Below are 18,508 nucleotides of genomic sequence, written 5' to 3'. Positions count from 1 at the left end.
CCCCCAGGGCCCGGGAGGAGGTCCAGTGCTCCCCCGGCCTCCGGCCGGGCCCTCACGCCCGCCCCGCCGGCCGGCCGCTCGGGCTCTCCTCCTGCGGGCCGGATCCGCCCGTGGGCGCCGGCAGCACGACCGTGAACACCGTCCCCACGCCCACCTCGCTCGCCACCTCGATGCCCCCGTGGTGGTCCGCCACGATCTGACGCGCGATCGAGAGGCCGAGACCGCTGCCCCCGGTGGCCCGCCCGCGCGCCGCGTCCGCCCGCCAGAAGCGGTCGAAGAGATGCGGCAGATCGTCCGCCGGGATGCCGCTGCCGGTGTCCCTGACCGCGATCCGCACCATCTCGTCCCGTTCGGCCAGTTCCAGCCGGACGCCGCCCCCCGGAGCCGTATGCCGCACCGCGTTGCCGACCAGGTTGCTCAGCGCCTGGCGCAGCCGCCCGGGATCGCCGTACAGCGGTACGGGACCGGCGGCGACGACATCGAGCCGGACCCCCGCCGCCGAGGCCAGCGCACTGTGCGCCGTACGGCAGGTCTCGATCAGCTCACGCGCGTCGAGTTCGGTGCGGTGGTACGTCAGGACGCCCGCCTCCGCAAGGGCCAGGTCCTGCAGGTCGTCGACGATCCGCTGCTGGAGCAGCACCTCCTCGTGCAGGGAGTCGAGCAGCTCCGCGTCGGCCTCCAGCACCCCGTCGCGCAGCGCCTCCAGATAGCCGCGCAGATTGGCCAGGGGCGTGCGCAGTTCGTGCGCGATGTCACCGACCAGGCGGCGCTGGCGCTCCTCGCTGGCCTGGAGGGAGTCCGCCATACGGTTGAAGGCGCGGCCCAGCTCCCCGATCTCGTCCTTCCCGGAGACCGGCACACGCCGCCCGAGGTCCCCCTCGCCGAGGCCCCGGGAGGCCCGGGTGAGGGCCCTCACCGGCCGCAGCACGGCACGGCTGAGGAGCAGGGCGCAGGCGACGGCGGCCGCCGCGACCCCGGCCGACACGGCCGCGGTCGGGCCGACGGCGAGGCTCTGCCCCGCGTCGTCCAGGGCGCCGAGGTGGACGGTGAGCGGCTGGGGGGCGACGGCGGCGGTCCGCTCGTGGAAGACCCTGCGCAGGCAGGCGGTCCGCTCGTCGCCCAACACCGAGGCGCAGGTGCCGACCGCTTCCACATCGGCCTCGAAGGCGGCTTTCGAGGCGGCTTCCCCCTTGACGCAGGCGGCGGCTCCGCCCGTGGTTCCCGCCGCCCTCCCCCCGTCCGTGAAGACGGGCACGCCCATCTGGTCGGTGCTCACGTCCACCTCGTGACCCGCCCGGGTCAGGCACGCGGCATAGGTCACGCCGGCCACGTAGTCACCGATGGCGCCGGCGGTCACCTTGGCCAGCGAGGGGAAGAAGTCCCAGGAGGGAAAGGTCAGCTCGGGGCGGGGGTCCACCAGGAGCGGCGGCGCGGTGCCGCCCGGGCGCGGGTCCCGGCCGAGCAGCGCGTCGGAGTCGGCGATCTGCCCTTCGGCGTCGCCGCTGATCCGGATGCGCTGCCCGGTGTCGCGGGCGAGGGTGCGCACGGTCCCGGCGGCGCCGTCCCAGGTGCCGTGCGTCTGCCCGTACCGCAGCAGTTCGTCGGTGATCCGCGCGAGGTCCTGCCGGTCGGCGGCGGCCGACTCCTGGACCTGCCGGGTGGCCTGGCGCAGGGTCAGCCAGGCGGTCGCGGCGGTGGCGGCCACCGCGACGAGGAGGATCAGCGCCAGGACCCGTATGCGGAAGCTCACGCCCCCTCCCCGAGCGCATGCCCGCCCTGGGAGGAGAGCCCCCCGCGAGGCGGTGCGTCGCCCGGGGGACCCGACCCGTCCGCCAGCCGGTACCCCCGTCCGTACACCGTCTCCAGATGCCGCGGCCGTCCCGGATCGGCCTCCAGTTTCCGCCGCAGGTTCATCACATGCGCGTCGACGGTCCGCTCCAGCACGTCCCGGTCGAAGCCGAAGACGCGCTCGATGATCTGCGCCCGGGTGAAGACCCGGCCCGGCTCGCGGGCCAGGGTCTCCAGGATGGAGAACTCCTTCGAGGTCAGCGCCACCGGCCGCCCCGCGACCCGGACCTCGAAGCGCGCGGTGTCCAGCTCCACCTCGCCGACTCGAAGGAGCGTGGGCTCCGCCCCGGCCTTCCGGGCCCGGCGCAGCAGCGCCCGTACCCGGGCGGTCAGTTCGCGGGGGCTGTACGGCTTGGTGAGGTAGTCGTCGGCGCCGAGGTCGAGGCCGAGGAGCATGTCCTCCTCGGTCGTCCGGGCGGTCAGCAACAGAATAGGAACATCCGATTCCATACGCAGAATGCGGCACACGTCGAGTCCGTCGACGAGCGGAAGCATCACGTCCAGAACAATGAGATCCGGTCGGGTCGAGCGGGCTCGCTCCAGTGCGGCCCGGCCGTCGGCCACGACCTGCACCGCGTTTCCTTCTCGTTCCAGGTAAATCCGGATCAGCCGAGACTGCTTTTCGTCGTCCTCGGCGACCAGAATTCGCGCGCTCAACGTGACTCCCCACCCAGGGCCTGCGTCATTCGAGCACGGTAATACAGAAAGGACCGCGGAAGCCGCGAGCGGCCGAAACCCGCCCCCGCCTGCTACAGCTGGTAGACCGCCGTGACGGGCGCGTGGTCGCTCCACCGCTCCGCGTGCGTGGCGGCGCGCTCCACGTACGCCTTCACGGCCCGGTCCGCGAGCCCGGGCGTGGCGACCTGGTAGTCGATCCGCCAGCCACTGTCGTTGTCGAAGGCGCGGCCGCGGTACGACCACCAGGAGTAGGGGCCCTCCTGGTCCGGGTGGAGGGTGCGGACCACGTCGACGTATCGCGCCTCGTCGAAGACGCGGGTCAGCCACGCGCGCTCCTCGGGGAGGAAGCCCGCGTTCTTCCGGTTGGCCTTCCAGTTCTTCAGGTCGGCCTCGCGGTGGGCGATGTTCCAGTCGCCGCAGACGACGACTTCGCGCCCGTCGGCGGCGGCCCGCTGCCGAAGCTCCTTCAAATAGGGCAGGAACTCGCCCATGAAGCGCAGTTTCTCGTCCTGCCGTTCGGTGCCGACCTCGCCCGAGGGCAGGTAGAGACTGGCGACGGTGACGCCGGGCAGGTCGGCCTCGATGTAGCGGCCGGCGGCGTCGAACTCGCTCGACCCGAAGCCGACGCGCACCTGGTCCGGCTCGCGCCGGGTGTAGAGGGAGACACCGGCGCGCCCCTTGGCGGCGGCCGGGGCGTGCGCGGTGAACCAGCCCTCGGGCGCCCGGACCTCCGCGGGGAGCTGGGATTCCTCCGCGCGCACCTCCTGGAGGCAGATCGCGTCGGCGGAGGTGCCGGCCAGCCACTCCACGAAGCCCTTCTTGGCGGCGGCGCGGAGGCCATTGACATTGACGGACGTCACAGTGAGCATCCCGGGAGAATACCGACACCGCCGACTCGCATAGATGTACGATACTCCGCATGCATATTCGCCCGACTCCGTACGACCATCCTGACGCGGTCAAACTCAACGACGCCGTCCAGCTGGAGTACGCCGCCCGCTACGACGACGAGGGCGATGTCACACCGCTGGACGCGAGCATGTTCGTACCGCCCGCCGGTCTCTACCTCCTCGCGTACGACACCGAGGACCGCCCCGTCGCCACCGGTGGCTGGCGCACCCAGGACGAGAACGGCGAGGGCTACTCCGACGGCGACGCCGAGCTGAAGCGGATGTACGTGGTCCCGGAGGCGCGCGGCCTCGGCCTGGCGCGCCGGATCCTCGCCGCCCTGGAGGAGGACGCGCGGACGGCGGGCCGGAGGCGGATGGTCCTGGAGACCGGCATCATGCAGCCGGAGGCGATCGCCCTGTACCGGTCGAGCGGCTACGAGCCCTGCGCCAAGTTCGGCTACTACCGCGAGTACGAGAACAGCCGCTGTTTCGCCAAGCTTCTCTGACGCGCTCCTGACAAACGTCTCACTATCTGGCACGCTGCCTCACGCATGTCTGTCCGCACCGTTCTCATCCCCACCTGCCCCCGGCAGAAGGAGACCTGCGTGAGACGCCATCGCACAGCCGCGGCCGTCCTGTTGGCCGTCGGAGCCCTGCTCACCGGAGCGCTGACCGCGACGACGGCCCAGGCGGCCGACGCCGCCCCCGCCACCCGCTCGGTCACCGCGACGGAACAACAGCGGGCGAGCACCTTCTGGACGCCGGCCCGCATGCGCGCGGCCGCCCCGCTGGACCTCGAGGCCACCCCGGGCGCCCTCGGGCAGGTCGCCCGCTCGGCCCTCCCGACCACGATCGCCCCCACGGCCTCGCCGATCACCGTCGCTCCCACGGCCTTCCCCCAGCAGGGCGGCCCCTGGACGGGCGGCGGAGCGGTGGTGAAGACCTCGGGCCGGGTCTTCTTCACCTTCCAGGGCCGTACGGCCTCCTGCTCCGGCAACGCGGTCACCAGCCAGAACGCGAGCACCGTGATCACGGCCGGGCACTGCGTGAAGTACCAGGGCGCCTGGCACACGAACTGGGTCTTCGTCCCGGCGTACGACAACGGCAGTGCGCCGTACGGCCAGTGGGCGGCGACCAAGACGCTCACGACCCCGCAGTGGGAGGCGAGCGAGGACATCAACTACGACGTGGGCGCGGCGGTCGTCGCCCCGCTGAACGGCCGGAAGCTGACCTCGGTCACCGGCGCCCAGGGCATCCAGTTCAACGGCGGTTACAACAAGCCGATGTACGCCTTCGGCTTCCCGGCCGCCTCCCCGTACGACGGGTCGAAGCTGATCCACTGCTCGGGGAACTCCTCCAAGGACTTCCTCTTCTCCCAGGACCACAGCCTCGCCTGCAACATGACGGGCGGTTCGAGCGGCGGCCCCTGGTTCACCGCCTTCAACGAAGCCACGGGCACCGGCCTCCAGGTCTCGGTGAACAGCTTCGGCTACACGTTCCTCCCGAACCGCATGTTCGGCCCGTACTTCGGCAACGATGCGAAGGCCCTGTACGACAGGGCCCAGGCGTCCTGACGCGACCGGGGCCACACCCGGCCACCTGCATGGATCCCGTCGCGGTGGCCTGAATGCGTCCGCGTGAGGCCCCGTCACCGAGGCCCCACGAGCCTCGTAGATAACGATCACGCATCGAAGCGGTGCCCCCTGGAACCCCTCGCTCCCCACCGGAGCGAGGGGTTCCTCATTGCCTTGGGTGAGGAATCGAACGAATTTCCGCCGACACACCGCCCCGACGCGCTTCACCCGGTGCACGGACAGTGACGACCGCCGCCGCCGCGGAGCCCAACGGGCCCCACTGACAGACCGTGTGAGGGGTGTGAAGATTCCTGCGCCATGAGGCGGAGGTGCCTTGTGCGCTCAGTGAAGGATGTGACATGCACCGTCAACACAGTCGAGGACAGCGGTCGGACACCGCTCGAACTCCTCTGGTCAAGCGAAGAGTCGGGACAGGCGCGAAGTCCGCGACGCGCGGCAGGGCTCTGTCCCGCATCGCCCTGATCATGGCCGGCGCCCTGGCGCTCGAGACCGCGCTGGTCGTGGCGCACACCGGGCAGGCCGTGGCCCTGTCCAAGGCACCGCCCACCGCGCCGAAGGCCACCCACCACGCCACCCAGGCGGCCGACTTACCCTCGGCCCAGGTCGCGGCCCGGCTCTCCGGCCACCGCGTCGAGGCGTTATCGGAGCGCACCGAGTCGTCCTCGACCTGGGCGAACCCGGACGGCACCGTCACCCTGGAGGCGGCGAGCGGGCCCGTCCGCTACCGGGACGCGACCGGCGCCTGGAAGCCCGTCGACGTCGAGCTGGCCAAGAGCTCGGACGGCACGGTGTACGCGAAGGGGCACCCGCTGGCGCTGAAGCTGGCAGGCAAGACCCCCGCGGCGAAGGCCGCGAAGATCAAGGAGTCCCGGAGCGCGGCCGGCCGGCCGACGACTCCCGCCGTGCCGCTGGTGTCGCTGGGCAAGGACGCCAAGGAGCTCACCCTCTCCTGGCGCGGCACGCTTCCGGAGCCCACGGTCAAGGGCACCGAGGCGCGTTACGTCGACGCGCTGACCAGGACCGACCTCATCATCGAGTCCACCCGTACGGGCTTCGAGCAGTTCCTGGAGCTCAAGGACCGCAGCGCCGTCGAGGCGAACGGCTCGGTCACCCTGACCCTCAGCGCCAAGGGCGTCAAGGCGCGGGCGAACAAGGACCGTTCGGTGTCGTTCCTCGACGCCAAGACGGGCAGGCAGGTCGGTGTGCTGCCCGCACCGGTGATGTGGGACGCCCAGGTCGACCCGAAGTCCGGGGACCACACGAACATCGCCGACGTCGGCCTGAAGGTCGCGCAGAACGGCGACGAGATCGACCTCACGCTGACCCCCGACGCGGACTTCCTCAAGGACCCGAAGACCCGCTACCCGGTCACCATCGACCCCGCGGTGAACATCGGGGTCGGTTTCGACACCTTCGTCCAGCAGGGCTACGCGACGGACGTGTCCGCGCAGACCGAGCTGAAGCTGGGCAACAACGGCTCGGGCCAGGTGGCTCGTTCGTTCCTCGCCTTCCCCATGGCACAGCTGTCGGGCAAGCAGGTCGTCGACGCCAAGCTCAACCTGTGGAACTTCCACTCCTGGTCGTGCTCGGCCCGGGGCTGGGAGGTCTGGGACACCGGTTCGGCCTCGACGAGCACCCGCTGGACCGCGCAGCCCGGCTGGCACACCAAGTGGGCCTCCTCCACCGCCACCAAGGGCTTCTCCTCGTCCTGCGGCGACGGCTGGGTGAACGCCGACATCAAGACCCTGGCGCAGGCGTGGGCCGACAACGGCAACGCCACCAACACCCTGGGCATCCGGGCCACGGACGAGGCCGACTCCTACGGCTGGAAGAAGTTCAACTCCGGCAACGCGGCCTCCAACACCCCGTACATCTCGCTCACGTACAACACCAAGCCGGGCACGGCGACGCCGGTCTCCCCGCTCTCCGGGGCGGCGACCGGCGACACCACGCCGACGATCACCGGCAAGGCCACCGACGCCGACGGCAACACCGTCCAGCTGTCCTACGAGATATGGGCGCAGGACGGCACCGGCGCCCTGCAGACCGGCAAGTCGGCCTTCGTCGCCTCGGGCACCAGCGCTCCGTGGACCCCGGCGAACGCCCTGGCCCCGGGCTCGTACAAGTGGCGGGCCTCGGTCTCCGACGGCACGGTGTCCAACGGCACCTGGTCGGCCTGGCAGACGTTCACCGTCGACACCACCGCCCCCGCGGCGTCGGCCATCTCCTCGACCGACTTCCCGGCGGGCCAGTGGTCCGGCACCCCGGACGCGAACGGCGCCTTCTCCGGCGACTTCACCTTCACCCCGCCCGCCGGTGACGTGAAGGAGATCCAGTACTCCCTGGACGGCGCTCCCTGGGAGTCCGTCGCCACCACCACCGCCGTCACGAAGAGGCTGACCTTCGGCGCCGGTGAGCACACCCTCAAGGCGCGCACCCGCGACGCCGCGGGCAACGTCTCCTCGGAGACCGCCCACACCTTCTCCGCCGGCGGCGGCTCCGCGCTCCTCACCCCGGGCGAGGGCGAGCGTCCCGCGCGCCGGGTCGGCCTGTCCGCCGAGGGCAAGGAGAACCACACCGGCGTCGTCTACCAGTACCGCCGCGGTGAGACCGACACCTGGAAGGACGTGCCCGCGGCCGACGTCCGCAAGGCGGACGGCTCCACCCTCGCCGGCTGGCCGGCGGCCGCCCCGCAGGGCAAGCCGGCCCGGCTGACCTGGAACATCACGGACACCCTCGCCGAGGACGGTCCGATCCAGGTGCGCTCGGGCTTCACGAGCGGCTCGGGGTACGTCCACTCCCCGCACCACACCATCACCGTGGACCGCCACGCGGGCACCGCGCCCAACGCGGCGGTCGGTCCGGGCACGCTCAACCAGCTGACCGGTGACTTCACCCTCACGGAGACGGACGCCACCGCCTTCGACATGTCGGTGACCCGCACCGCCACCTCGCGCCGGCCGGGCGCCGGTGGCCTGCAGGACGGTCAGGTGCCGATCTTCGGCAAGGAGTGGACCTCCGGCACGATCGCCGAGCTGACCGACACCAGCTGGTCCTACCTGAAGAAGACGTCCGCCACCTCGGTCGCCGTCGTCGACAACACGGGTGCCGAGGTCGGCTTCACCGCCACCGCGGGCGGCGGCTGGGAGTCCGAGCCGGGCGCCGAGGACCTGACGCTGACGGGATCGCTGACCGGAGCGTTCACCCTCAAGGAGAACGACGGCGCGACCCTCACCTTCGCCAAGGCCGACAGCGCCGGTCCGAACTGGCCGCTGACCAGCGCCACGAAGAGCGGCCTCGACCACGCCACCACCTCGGTGGTCTCCGAGGCCGTGACCGTGGACGGGAAGAAGCTCGCCCGGCCGAAGCTGGTCATCGCGCCCACGTCCGCCGTCTCCGCGGCGACCTGCGCCGCGACGCCCGCCACCAAGGGCTGCCGCGTCCTGGAGTACGTCTACGCGACGACGACCACGGCGACCGGCTACAGCTCCGGCGCCGAGTTCGGCGACTTCGCCGGCCAGGTCAAGGAGATCCGTCTCTGGTCCACCTGGGGCGGCGCCGCCGCCGCGACGGCGCAGGCTGTCTCCACCTACCGCTACGACGCCGGCGGCAAGCTGCGCCAGGCGTGGAACCCGCACCTCAACCAGGGCATGCAGACCCAGTACTCCTACGACTCCGCGGGCCGGATCACCTGGTACCACGCGCAGTCGGAGATCCCCTGGGACTTCACCTACGGCAAGGCCGGCAACGGCTCCACCGCCGGTGAGGGCATGCTGCTCAAGGCGTCCCGCAAGGGCCTGAAGCAGGGAACGGCCGACGTCGAGGAGGGCACGGCGAGCACGAGCGTCGTGTACGACGTCCCGCTGACCGGCGGCAACGCCCCGTACAAGCTGGGCCCGACGGACGTGAAGGCGTGGGGCCAGACCGACGCCCCGACCGACGCGACCGCCGTCTTCCCGGCCGATGTCGTCCCGGCGAGCCACGCGGGCTCCGGTCTGACCGCCGGCGACTACCGCCGTGCCTCGATCACGTACACCAACGCCTCCGGCCGCGAGGTCAACTCGGCCACGCCCGGCGGGCACATCACGGCGAGCGAGTACGACCACCACGGCAACACCGTCCGTGAGCTGACCGCGGGCAACCGCGCCCTGGCGCTGGGTCTCACCGACGCAGACAAGGCCGGCCTGTCCGACCTCGGCATCAACGGCCTGTCCGGCGCGGACCGCGCCGAGCTGCTGTCGACCCGCACGATCTACAACGAGAAGGGCACCCGAGAGCTCCAGGAGCTCGGCCCGCTGCACCGCGTCACGCTCACCGAGGACCTCAAGTCCGGGACCACGACGGTGGCGACCGCGGGCAGCTCGGCGGTCGCCCGCACCTGGACGGTCAACGAGTTCGACGGCGGCCGCCCGACCGACGGATCCGCCACGGTCGAGGACCAGATCACCAGGACCACCAAGGGCGCCCAGCTGCTGGTGCACCCGACGCTGCACGCCGACCCGCGCGTGACGCAGACGGTCTACGACTGGACGAAGGGCCTGGCCACCAAGACGGTCCAGGACCCCTCCGGTCTGGCCGTCACCAGCTCCACCGAGTACGACGCCCAGGGACGGTCGATCAAGTCGATCCGCCCCGGCTCCAGCGGTTCCGACGCGGCCACGTTCGTGACCTCGTACTGGTCCGCGACCGGCACCGGTGCCTGCGCCGGCCGCCCGGAGTGGGCCGACCTGCCGTGCTACAGCGGCCCCGCGGCCGCCACCACCGGCGGGGGCTCCCACCCGGCCGAACTCCCGGGTGCCACCGTCGAGTACAACTGGTGGGGCGAGCAGTCGAAGGTCACCGAGACCGCGAACGGCGTCACCCGCACCACGGTCACCGAGTTCGACAACGCCGGCCGTCCCGTCTCGGTGAAGACCACCGGCGGCGTGGGCCAGGCCGTGCCGGACCGGACCATCGAGTACGACCCGCACACCGGCAACGTGGCCAAGACCTCCTCGCCGACCGGCGGCACGATCACCGAGCAGTACGACAAGCTCGGCCGCCTCATCGCGTACACCGACGCCGACGGCGGTGTCACCCGGACCGAGTACGACCTGCTGAACCGTCCGGTCAAGATCACCGATTCGTCTCCGTCGACCGTCACCTACGCGTACGACCACAACGCCGAGCCGCGTGGCCTGGTCACCGGCACCACCGACTCGGTGGCGGGCACCTTCTCCGCCGGCTACGACGCCGAGGGCGACGTGGTCACGGAGAAGCTGCCGGGCGGCTACACCCTCACCACCCGTGAGGACAGCGTCGGCGCCTCCCTCGCCCGCACCTACACCCGTGACAGCGACGGGCGGGTCGTCTACTCGGACACCGTGAGCCAGTCGGCCCACGGCCAGGCCACCAGCCACTCCGGCTGGTCCGCGCAGGACTACGGGTACGACCGGGCCGGACGGCTCACCAAGGTGAACGACACCGTCGGCGACGTCTGCACCTCCCGTTCGTACGCCTTCGACAAGCGCAGCAACCGCACCGGTCTCACCACCGCGGCCGGCACCCCGGGCGCCGCCTGCCCGACCACCGGTGGCACCGCCAAGACCTACGCCTACGACACGGGCGACCGTCTCATCGAGTCCGGCACGGCCTACGACGCGTTCGGCCGTACCACCACGCAGGGCGGCAGCACCTTCGGCTACTTCGCCAACGACCTGGTGCGGCAGCAGACGGCGGGCGGTCAGCGCCAGACCTGGACCCTGGACGCGGCCCACCGCTTCCGGTCCTGGACGATCGAGGACCAGATCGACGGTGTCTGGACCCAGCAGCAGGCCAAGCGCAACCACTACGACGGCCAGAGCGACAACCCGCGCTGGATCGTCGAGGACGTGGCGACGGGCGAGCTGACCCGTAACGTCGAGTCGGCCTCCGGCGGCTTCGCCGCCACCACCGGCGCCCAGGGCAACGTCGTTCTGCAGCTGACCAACATCCACGGTGACGTGGCCCTCCAGCTCCCGCTGGACCCGGGCGGCGCGCCGCTGGTGCTGGACAACGACGAGTACGGCAACGCCCGCTCCGGCCAGCCCGTGACCCGCTACAACTGGCTGGGCGGGCAGCAGCGCTCGAGCGAGACGCTCACCGGCATCACGCTCATGGGCGCCCGGCTCTACAACCCGGCCACGGGTCGCTTCCTGTCCGTCGACCCCGTCCCGGCGGGTTCGCCGAACTATTACGGCTACCCCGTCGACCCGGTCATGCTGGTGGACCTCGACGGCCGGGGCTGGAGCAAGGTCTGGTCGTACTACCTGTCGGACTGGAGGGCCAAGCACCTCGCCAAGGCGCTGAAGAAGGGCGGCAAGGCCGCCAAGATCTTCGGCAAGTTCTTCGGCGGGCTGCCGAGCGGTCCCACCAAGGCCCTGGGCTACGCGCTCCAGGCGATCGGCTGGGGCGCCAAGTACTTCGGCAGCAGGATCGACCGGGCCCGCAAGGCCCGAGGCGCCGGTGTGATGATCAGGTTCGGAGTCTGGAAGGCCAAGAAGTGGGGCATCCCCTACTGGTATCCGAAGATCACCATCGACGCGTGGAACCCGTGGCGGTAGTCAACTTCCGCGGCGTGCTCATCGTCTGACGAAGCGATGAGCCGAGCAGTCCCGAGAAAGCCGGCGCCCGCGCGGACCCCCAGGGGCCGCGCGGGCGCCGGCCCCTGCCCCACCCCTGCCCTGTGAAGGAACACCATGAGTGACACCGCCGGACGGCTCCCCGCCCCGGACACCCTGTCGGAGCTTCTGGAAGCCGAGAAGACCCGTGCTCTCCAGACCATCACCCTGCCCTGGGTCCACTTCCTCCTCAGCGTCGTCTGCGCGGCCGGCGTCTGGCTGCCGAACCCGTCCGCGGCCAGAGCCGTCGCGGTCGTCTGCGTGCTCGCACCCGGTGTCCTGATCCTGTCCCGCACCGGGGCGCTGACCCGGGTCATGGCCGTGTACACCCCCGACGAGGACTCCGACGCGGACGACCCCGAGGCGATCAGCGTCTCGCGCATGGCGGGCCGCATGCTCGCGATCACCAACGCGATCGTCTCGCTCGTCCTGGCCGTCGTGACCCTGCTGGTGCCGCTGACCTGGCTGCGCGTCGCGCTGCCGCTGCTGTGCCTCTGGTTCGTCGTCGACGTCTTCCGCCAGCGGCGGAGCCGTCTGCGCGCCCAGGAGGTCATCGCCCGTGCCGAGCGGCAGCCGTGGTACCCGGAGTACCGCCGGCACATCGAGCAGCGCCGCGCCTCCGTCGCCTGACGGCCCCTCAAACGAAAAGGATCCCGTCCGATCGTTTCCGATCGGACGGGATCCTCTTTTGCGCTTGTGGACCTGTGGGGATTTGAACCCCAGACCCCCTCGATGCGAACGAGGTGCGCTACCAGACTGCGCCACAGGCCCTTGCGACGTGTGAAACATTAGCATCCCGATCGGCGTACTCGGAAATCCGCCTCACTCGTTGGCCGCGCGGGGCCGGTCGTCGTCCGCGTACTGGTCGAACAGGGGAGTCCGGCCGTGGTCGCGGGTGCGCGGCTTGGGCGTCGCGCGCTGGCGAGGGGCCGGTGGCGGGGCGGGAGCCGGGGCCGGGGTCGGGTCCGCGGCGGTGGAGGAGCGGGCCGAGCTCCAGGTCTCCGGGTCCGTGATGTCGACGCCCCCCGTGGCGCGCGGAGCGACCGGGGCGGTGACGTACGTGGGGAGAGGGACCGGGACCGGGTCCCAGCTGTCGCCGCGGGCCGGGCCGCGCTCGCGCTGCTGGTCCACCCACTCCGCGTGGTCCGTCTGCTCGACGAGCGCGCGACGGCCCGCCTCCTGCGGGGAGACCGCGGGGGCCGGTTCCGGTTCGGGGCGGCCCGTCTCCCCCTCCGGCTCCGGGGCGGACTGCCGCCGCTGCGGTCGGCTCTCGCGCAGCCGCGCGGCCGCCGCCTCGGCGCGCCGCCGGTCCATCACGTACACGAAGCGCCGCCGTTCCTGCGTGCGCAGATGCACGATGTACGCGCTCAGGAGCACCGCGGGGACCGCGGGCGCCCACAGGAACGCCAGGCCGCCGACCGCCGCGACGATCGCGCCGAGGGTGAAGGCGAGGAAGAGGACGACCGTGGTGCGCCGGCGCCTGGCGAGGACCTTGCCGCGCCGGGCTCGCTCGGCCGCCGCCTTCGACGGCCGTCGGACCGGGGCCGGATCGGGGAGTTCGAGCCGCGCCTCCGTCCTGGCCGGGGGCGCGGAAAAGGCCCGGACGTCGACCGAGCTGAGATGCTCGGTCGCCGCGTCCGGGTCCACGTCGGGCTCCACGTCGTCCGCCGTACGGTCCCGGTCCTTCAGCTCCTTGGCGTACCGGCGCTCCATTCCCGCCCGTCCGGACAGCAGCCGGATGGCGGTGCTGAAGCGTTCCGTCGGACGAGCTTCGTTGAGCTCGTCCTGCCTGCGGAGCCACATCGGCACCAAGTAGGCGGCCCAGGCCCCGACGATGACTGCGTAGATGAGGCCGCTGCTGCTCACGTCTCACACCGTAGAGGGGTTCGCGCAAGGGCATCGGCCAATTGGCCCGGTGTGTCGCACGATCTGGCTGATATCACTGAACTTTTTTGTGATTGTTCAGATCGATTGATGCCCGGCCGATGGTCGACTGCCGATCGAATTCGAACGTCTATTTCATTTCTCCGGGCTTCGCCGACTGCTGCAGCTGCGTCCTGTGCCAGCGGCGCAGCAGCCCCTCGGGCACTTCCTCGGCGGTGAGCGCGAAGACGAGATGATCCCGCCACGCCCCGTCGATGTGGAGGTAGCGGGGACGCAGCCCTTCCTCCCGGAATCCCAATTTCTCCACGACCCGTCGCGAAGGACCGTTCTCGGGCCGAATGCAGACTTCCATCCGGTGCAGCCCGACCACCCGGAAGCAGTGGTCGACGGCGAGCGCCACCGCCGTCGGCATCACACCCCGCCCGGCCACGGCGCTGTCCACCCAGTAGCCGACATGGCCCGAGCACATCGAGCCCCAGGTGATCCCGGCCACGGTGAGCTGGCCGACCAACTGCCCTCGGTACTCGATCACGAACGGCAGCATCCGGCCCGCGTTCGCCTCGTTCCGCAGATGGCGGACCATCTGGCGGTACGTGGGGCGCTGAGCGACCGGGCCGCCGGGCCCCGCCGGAGGGATGGTCGCCTCCCACGGGCGCAGCCAGTCGCGGTTGCGCCGGTTCACCTCGCGCCACACCCGCTGGTCACGCAGCTTTATCGGACGGAGGACCACATCGCCGTCCGAGAGGACCACGGGCCAGGTCGTGATCATGACGGCCGGCCCGGATCCGACCCCGGTCTCGGGTGGTCGCCGCCGCGGAGCTGGTCGACGGCGTGGACGAGGAGCGGCTCCAGCACGGCGAGGCCGTCGCGGACCCCGCCGGGCGAGCCGGGGAGGTTCACGATCACCGTGGAGCCCGCGACGCCCGCGAGGCCCCGGGACAGCGCCGCGGTCGGCACCTTCTCCCGGCCGTACGCGCGGATCGCCTCGGGGATGCCGGGGATCTCGTGGTCGAGGACCCGGCGGGTGACCTCGGGGGTCGCGTCGGTCGGCGAGATGCCGGTGCCGCCGGTGGTGAGGATGACGTCGTAGCCCGCCTCGACCCCGGCCCTCAGCGCCGCCCCGACGGGCTCGCCGTCCGGGACCACCTGCGGGCCGTCGACGGCGAAGCCCATCCGCCGAAGGCCCTCGGCGAGCAGCGGGCCGCCCTTGTCCTCGTACACCCCGGCGGCGGCCCGGTTGGAGGCCGTCACGACCAGTGCGGCGTAGGGGGCGGAGAGGGCGCCGCCGAGTCCGGACCGCCCGGCGCCGGGGGCCGGGGCGGCCGGGACCTCGGCCGCGTGCTCCGCGCCCGCGCCCTCACCGGAGAACCCGTGGTGCGCCTCCGACACGCGCCCCGCCCGCACCCGCGGCACCGTGGCCGCGGCCTCGCCCGCCGGAGGCCGGATCCCCGCGGTCATGCCGTCGGCTCCGTCCGCGTCCACGTGCCCGACTTTCCACCCGTCTTCTCCTCGACCCGGACGTCGGAGATGACCGCGCCCTTGTCGACCGCCTTGATCATGTCGACGACCGTCAGCGCGGCCACCGAGACCGCCGTCAGGGCCTCCATCTCGACGCCCGTGCGGTCCGTGGTCTTCACCGTCGCCAGGATCTCGACCGCGTCGTCCGCGACCGTCAGGTCGAGCGTCACACCCGACACGGACAGCGGGTGGCAGAGCGGGATGAGGTCGGGGGTCTTCTTGGCCCCCATGATTCCGGCGATGCGGGCCGTCGCGAGCGCGTCGCCCTTCGGGACGCCCTCGCCCCGCAGCAGTTCGATCACTCGCGGCGAGACGAGGACGCGGCCACTGGCGCGCGCGGTCCGCGCCGTCACGTCCTTCGCGGAGACGTCGACCATGCGGGCCGCACCCGCCTCGTCGATGTGGGTGAGTCCTTGCTGCGTGCTCATGGCTGTGACGCTCCCGGTCGCTGTGTGGGAAGTCACGGTACCGCCACCAGGCCCTCCTCAGCCGAGGAGGACCACGTCCAGCTCACTGCCCGGCTCCACCGATTCCCGCTCCTCCGGTACGACGAGCAGGGCGTCGGCGTGCGCGAGCGCGGCGATCAGATGGGAGCCGGCGCCGCCCACCGGGGTGACGGTGCCGGACTCGGCGTCGTACGTCCCGCGCAGGAACTGGCGGCGGCCGGCCGGCGAGGTCAGCGCCCGGTCCGCATCGAGGACGGCGCGCACCCGGGGGCGGTGCAGGTCCCCGAGGCCCATCAGGGCCCGGATCGCGGGCCGGACGAAGAGCTCGAAGGAGACGTACGAGGAGACGGGGTTGCCCGGCAGGGCGAGCAGCGGGGTGTGCTCGGGGCCGATCGTTCCGAAGCCCTGGGGCTTGCCGGGCTGCATCGCGAGCTTGCGGAAGTCGACCCGTCCGTCGGCGGTCAGCGCCTCCTTGACGACGTCGTACGCGCCGACGCTCACGCCGCCCGTGGTGACGATGAGGTCGGCGCGGATCAGCTGGTCCTCGATGGTGGCGCGCAGGGTCTCGGCGTCGTCGGTGACCGCGCCGACGCGGTAGGAGATGGCTCCGGCGTCGCGCGCGGCGGCGGCGAGCGCGAAGCTGTTGGAGTCGTAGATCTGGCCCTCGCCCAACTCGTCGCCGGGCTGGACCAGTTCGCTGCCGGTGGAGATCACGACCACGCGCGGGCGGGGACGCACCCGCACGGTGCCGCGGCCGATCGCGGCCAGCAGCCCGATCTGCGGCGGCCCGAGGACCGTGCCGGCCTCCAGGGCCAGGTCGCCGGCCTGGACGTCGCTGCCCCGCGCGCGGACGTGCGCGCGCGCCTCCGCGGCGCGGTGCACACGGACCTCGCCGCCCGCGCCCTCGGGGGCGGCGCTGGCGGCGCGCATCCCGCTCGCCGCTCCCCCGCCCGCGCCGCCGTCGGTCCATTCGACCGGGACTACGGCCTCGGCGCCGGGCGGCAGCGGGGCTCCGGTCATGATCCGGGCGGCCTGACCGGGGCCGACGACGGGCAGGCCGCCGGCACCGGCCGCCACGTCACCGATCACGGTCAGAACGGCCGGGAACTCCTCGGTGGCACCGGCGACGTCGGCGACCCGGACCGCGTACCCGTCCATGGAGCTGTTGTCGAACGGGGGCAGCGCGACCGGCACCGTGACGTCCTCGACCAGGACACAGCCCTGGGCGTCGGGCAGTTGCAGCTCGATCGGTTCGAGCGGGGAGACCGCCGCGAGGATGTCGTCCAGGTGCGCGTCGACGGACCAGAGGCCGTGCGACGGCCCCTCGCAGGGACCGTGGGACGGACCGCTGGACGAGTCGCTGGACGCCGGTGCCGTACTGCTGCTCAAGGTGCTACATCTCCTCGCTGACGTAACTGCGGAGCCAGGTCCGGAAGTCCGGTCCCAGGTCTTCACGTTCGCACGCGAGTCTGACAATGGCACGCAGATAGTCCCCGCGGTCACCGGTGTCATAGCGCCGGCCCTTGAAGACCACGCCGTGGACCGGGCCGCCGACCCGCTCGTCCTTGGCGAGCTTCTGCAGCGCGTCCGTCAGCTGGATCTCACCGCCACGCCCCGGCTCGGTCTCCCGCAGTATCTCGAAAACGGCCGGATCCAGGACATAGCGGCCGATGATCGCGTAGTTGCTCGGCGCCTCGCCCGGATCGGGCTTCTCCACCAGGTCGGTCACCTTCACGACGTCGGAGTCGATGGTCGCCTCGACCGCCGCGCAGCCGTACAGGCCGATCTGCGCCGGCTCGACCTCCATCAGCGCGACGACGCTGCCGCCCTCGCGCTCCTGGACCTCCACCATCCGCGACAGCAGCGGGTCCCGCGGGTCGATCAGGTCGTCGCCGAGGAGGACGGCGAACGGCTGCTCGCCGACGTGCGGGGCGGCGCACAGCACGGCGTGGCCGAGACCCCGCGGGTCGCCCTGACGCACGTAGTGCATGGTGGCGAGGTCGTTGGACTCCTGGACCTTGGAGAGCCGTTCGGCGTCGCCCTTGCGGGTCAGCGCCTCCTCCAGCTCGTAGTTACGGTCGAAGTGGTCCTCCAGCGGGCGCTTGTTGCGGCCGGTGATCATCAGGACGTCGTTGAGCCCGGCCTCGACGGCCTCCTCGACGACGTACTGGATCGCCGGCTTGTCGACGACCGGCAGCATCTCCTTGGGCGTCGCCTTGGTCGCCGGGAGGAACCGGGTGCCGAGGCCCGCGGCCGGGATGACAGCCTTGGTGATCCTGGGGAGGGACTGAGTCATGCGGAGCACCTTAGCCGCTCGTAATGAGAGGAAGATGGGGGTCCCATGAGATTCCTCCGCATAAGAGCAGGTACGAGAAGGCCGCGAATCCCGGGAGTTCCACAGTGAAAGCCGACATGTCAGGAAAGGCCGTTCTGCGCCGTCAGCTGCTCGCCGCCCGTGCCCTGCTGAGCAGCCATGATGCCGAGGCCGCCGCCGAGCGGCTCGCCCGGGGTGCGCTGGAACTGACCGAGATGGCGCGGGCCTCGACGGTCGCCGCCTATGTGTCGGTGGGCCGGGAGCCGGGCACGCGCGCGTTGCTCGACCTGCTGCGGGCGCGGGGCACGCGCGTCCTGCTGCCGGTGCTGCTGCCCGACAACGACCTCGACTGGGCCGTGTACGAGGGGTCGGAGCGGCTGGCGAAGGCGGGCCGGGGCCTGCTGGAGCCGACCGGGCCGCGGCTCGGCCCGGACGCCGTGTGCGAGGCGGACGTGGTGCTGCTGCCGGGGCTCGCGGTCGACGAGCGCGGGATGCGCCTCGGCCGGGGCGGCGGCTCGTACGACCGGGTCCTCGCCCGGCTCGCGCGGGCGGACGCGCATCCGGCGCTCGTGGTGCTCCTCTACGCGAACGAGGTGGTCGCCCGGGTCCCGGAGGAACCGCACGACCACCCCGTGCACGCGGTGGTGACCCCGGAGGGGGCCCGGCGCTTCACGCGCCTCTAGAAAGCCGTCAGGGC

At 71.9% G+C, this 18,508-nt stretch carries 14 protein-coding genes and 1 tRNA gene; 5 read left to right on the top strand and 10 right to left on the bottom strand.

All coding sequences use genetic code 11. From position 1 onward, the window contains the following. Positions 1 to 52: 52 nt before the first annotated feature. From ABZY12_RS11330 to ABZY12_RS11320, 3 genes are all read right to left on the bottom strand, one after another. A complete protein-coding gene (locus tag ABZY12_RS11330) occupies positions 53 to 1,750 on the bottom strand; it encodes an ATP-binding protein (protein ID WP_356889055.1) in 1,698 nt (565 codons plus the stop codon). Continuing rightward, positions 1,747 to 2,505, bottom strand: coding sequence for a response regulator transcription factor (locus tag ABZY12_RS11325; protein ID WP_356889054.1), 759 nt, complete (start codon positions 2,503 to 2,505; stop codon positions 1,747 to 1,749). The genes ABZY12_RS11330 and ABZY12_RS11325 overlap by 4 nt, the downstream gene beginning before the upstream one ends. Before the next feature lie 92 nt (positions 2,506 to 2,597). Next, on the bottom strand, positions 2,598 to 3,395 hold the full coding sequence (locus tag ABZY12_RS11320; protein WP_356889053.1) for an exodeoxyribonuclease III: 798 nt from the start codon (positions 3,393 to 3,395) through the stop codon (positions 2,598 to 2,600). Between the two features lie 50 nt (positions 3,396 to 3,445). Between ABZY12_RS11320 and ABZY12_RS11315 the strand changes: the two genes are divergently transcribed. From ABZY12_RS11315 to ABZY12_RS11300, 4 genes are all read left to right on the top strand, one after another. Continuing rightward, positions 3,446 to 3,922 carry a GNAT family N-acetyltransferase gene (locus tag ABZY12_RS11315; RefSeq protein ID WP_356889052.1) on the top strand — a complete coding sequence of 159 codons (477 nt, stop codon included), beginning with the start codon at positions 3,446 to 3,448 and terminating at the stop codon, positions 3,920 to 3,922. Between the two features lie 99 nt (positions 3,923 to 4,021). After that, on the top strand, positions 4,022 to 4,990 hold the full coding sequence (locus tag ABZY12_RS11310) for a peptidase (protein WP_356889051.1): 969 nt from the start codon (positions 4,022 to 4,024) through the stop codon (positions 4,988 to 4,990). 485 nt (positions 4,991 to 5,475) lie between these two features. Beyond that, entirely contained in the window at positions 5,476 to 11,592 is a 6,117-nt protein-coding gene (locus ABZY12_RS11305; protein WP_356889050.1) for a DNRLRE domain-containing protein, read from the top strand. 135 nt (positions 11,593 to 11,727) lie between these two features. After that, positions 11,728 to 12,279, top strand: a complete 552-nt coding sequence (locus tag ABZY12_RS11300) for a hypothetical protein (protein ID WP_356889049.1) — start codon at positions 11,728 to 11,730, stop codon at positions 12,277 to 12,279. A 67-nt stretch (positions 12,280 to 12,346) separates the two neighbouring features. Here ABZY12_RS11300 and ABZY12_RS11295 read toward each other — a convergent pair. The 7 genes from ABZY12_RS11295 to galU all read right to left on the bottom strand — a co-directional run bounded on the left by ABZY12_RS11295 (position 12,347) and on the right by galU (position 17,793). Then, positions 12,347 to 12,420: transfer RNA gene (locus ABZY12_RS11295), tRNA-Ala, on the bottom strand. A 51-nt stretch (positions 12,421 to 12,471) separates the two neighbouring features. Further along, complete coding sequence (locus tag ABZY12_RS11290) at positions 12,472 to 13,515, bottom strand: hypothetical protein (protein WP_356889048.1); 1,044 nt, start codon at positions 13,513 to 13,515, stop codon at positions 12,472 to 12,474. Between the two features lie 148 nt (positions 13,516 to 13,663). Then, positions 13,664 to 14,302, bottom strand: coding sequence for a GNAT family protein (locus ABZY12_RS11285; RefSeq protein ID WP_356889047.1), 639 nt, complete (start codon positions 14,300 to 14,302; stop codon positions 13,664 to 13,666). Next, positions 14,299 to 14,790, bottom strand: a complete 492-nt coding sequence (locus tag ABZY12_RS11280; protein WP_356889179.1) for a MogA/MoaB family molybdenum cofactor biosynthesis protein — start codon at positions 14,788 to 14,790, stop codon at positions 14,299 to 14,301. The genes ABZY12_RS11285 and ABZY12_RS11280 overlap by 4 nt, the downstream gene beginning before the upstream one ends. Before the next feature lie 197 nt (positions 14,791 to 14,987). Next, positions 14,988 to 15,479: a cyclic pyranopterin monophosphate synthase MoaC gene (gene moaC / locus ABZY12_RS11275; RefSeq protein WP_356889046.1), complete on the bottom strand. Its 492-nt coding sequence runs from the start codon at positions 15,477 to 15,479 to the stop codon at positions 14,988 to 14,990. A 57-nt stretch (positions 15,480 to 15,536) separates the two neighbouring features. Beyond that, positions 15,537 to 16,886: a gephyrin-like molybdotransferase Glp gene (gene glp, locus ABZY12_RS11270; protein ID WP_356889045.1), complete on the bottom strand. Its 1,350-nt coding sequence runs from the start codon at positions 16,884 to 16,886 to the stop codon at positions 15,537 to 15,539. Between the two features lie 4 nt (positions 16,887 to 16,890). Beyond that, positions 16,891 to 17,793 carry a UTP--glucose-1-phosphate uridylyltransferase GalU gene (galU, locus tag ABZY12_RS11265; RefSeq protein ID WP_356889044.1) on the bottom strand — a complete coding sequence of 301 codons (903 nt, stop codon included), beginning with the start codon at positions 17,791 to 17,793 and terminating at the stop codon, positions 16,891 to 16,893. Positions 17,794 to 17,909: 116 nt separating this feature from the next. Here galU and ABZY12_RS11260 point away from each other — a divergent pair, with 116 nt between their 5' ends. After that, on the top strand, positions 17,910 to 18,494 hold the full coding sequence (locus tag ABZY12_RS11260; RefSeq protein WP_356889043.1) for a 5-formyltetrahydrofolate cyclo-ligase: 585 nt from the start codon (positions 17,910 to 17,912) through the stop codon (positions 18,492 to 18,494). The last annotated feature ends 14 nt before the right edge of the window (positions 18,495 to 18,508 follow it).

This window comes from Streptomyces sp. NPDC006551 (assembly GCF_040611675.1).
Taxonomy (GTDB): domain Bacteria; phylum Actinomycetota; class Actinomycetes; order Streptomycetales; family Streptomycetaceae; genus Streptomyces.
The sequence above is the reverse complement of the archived record's forward strand: the minus strand, read 5'-3'. Positions and strand labels throughout refer to the sequence as shown.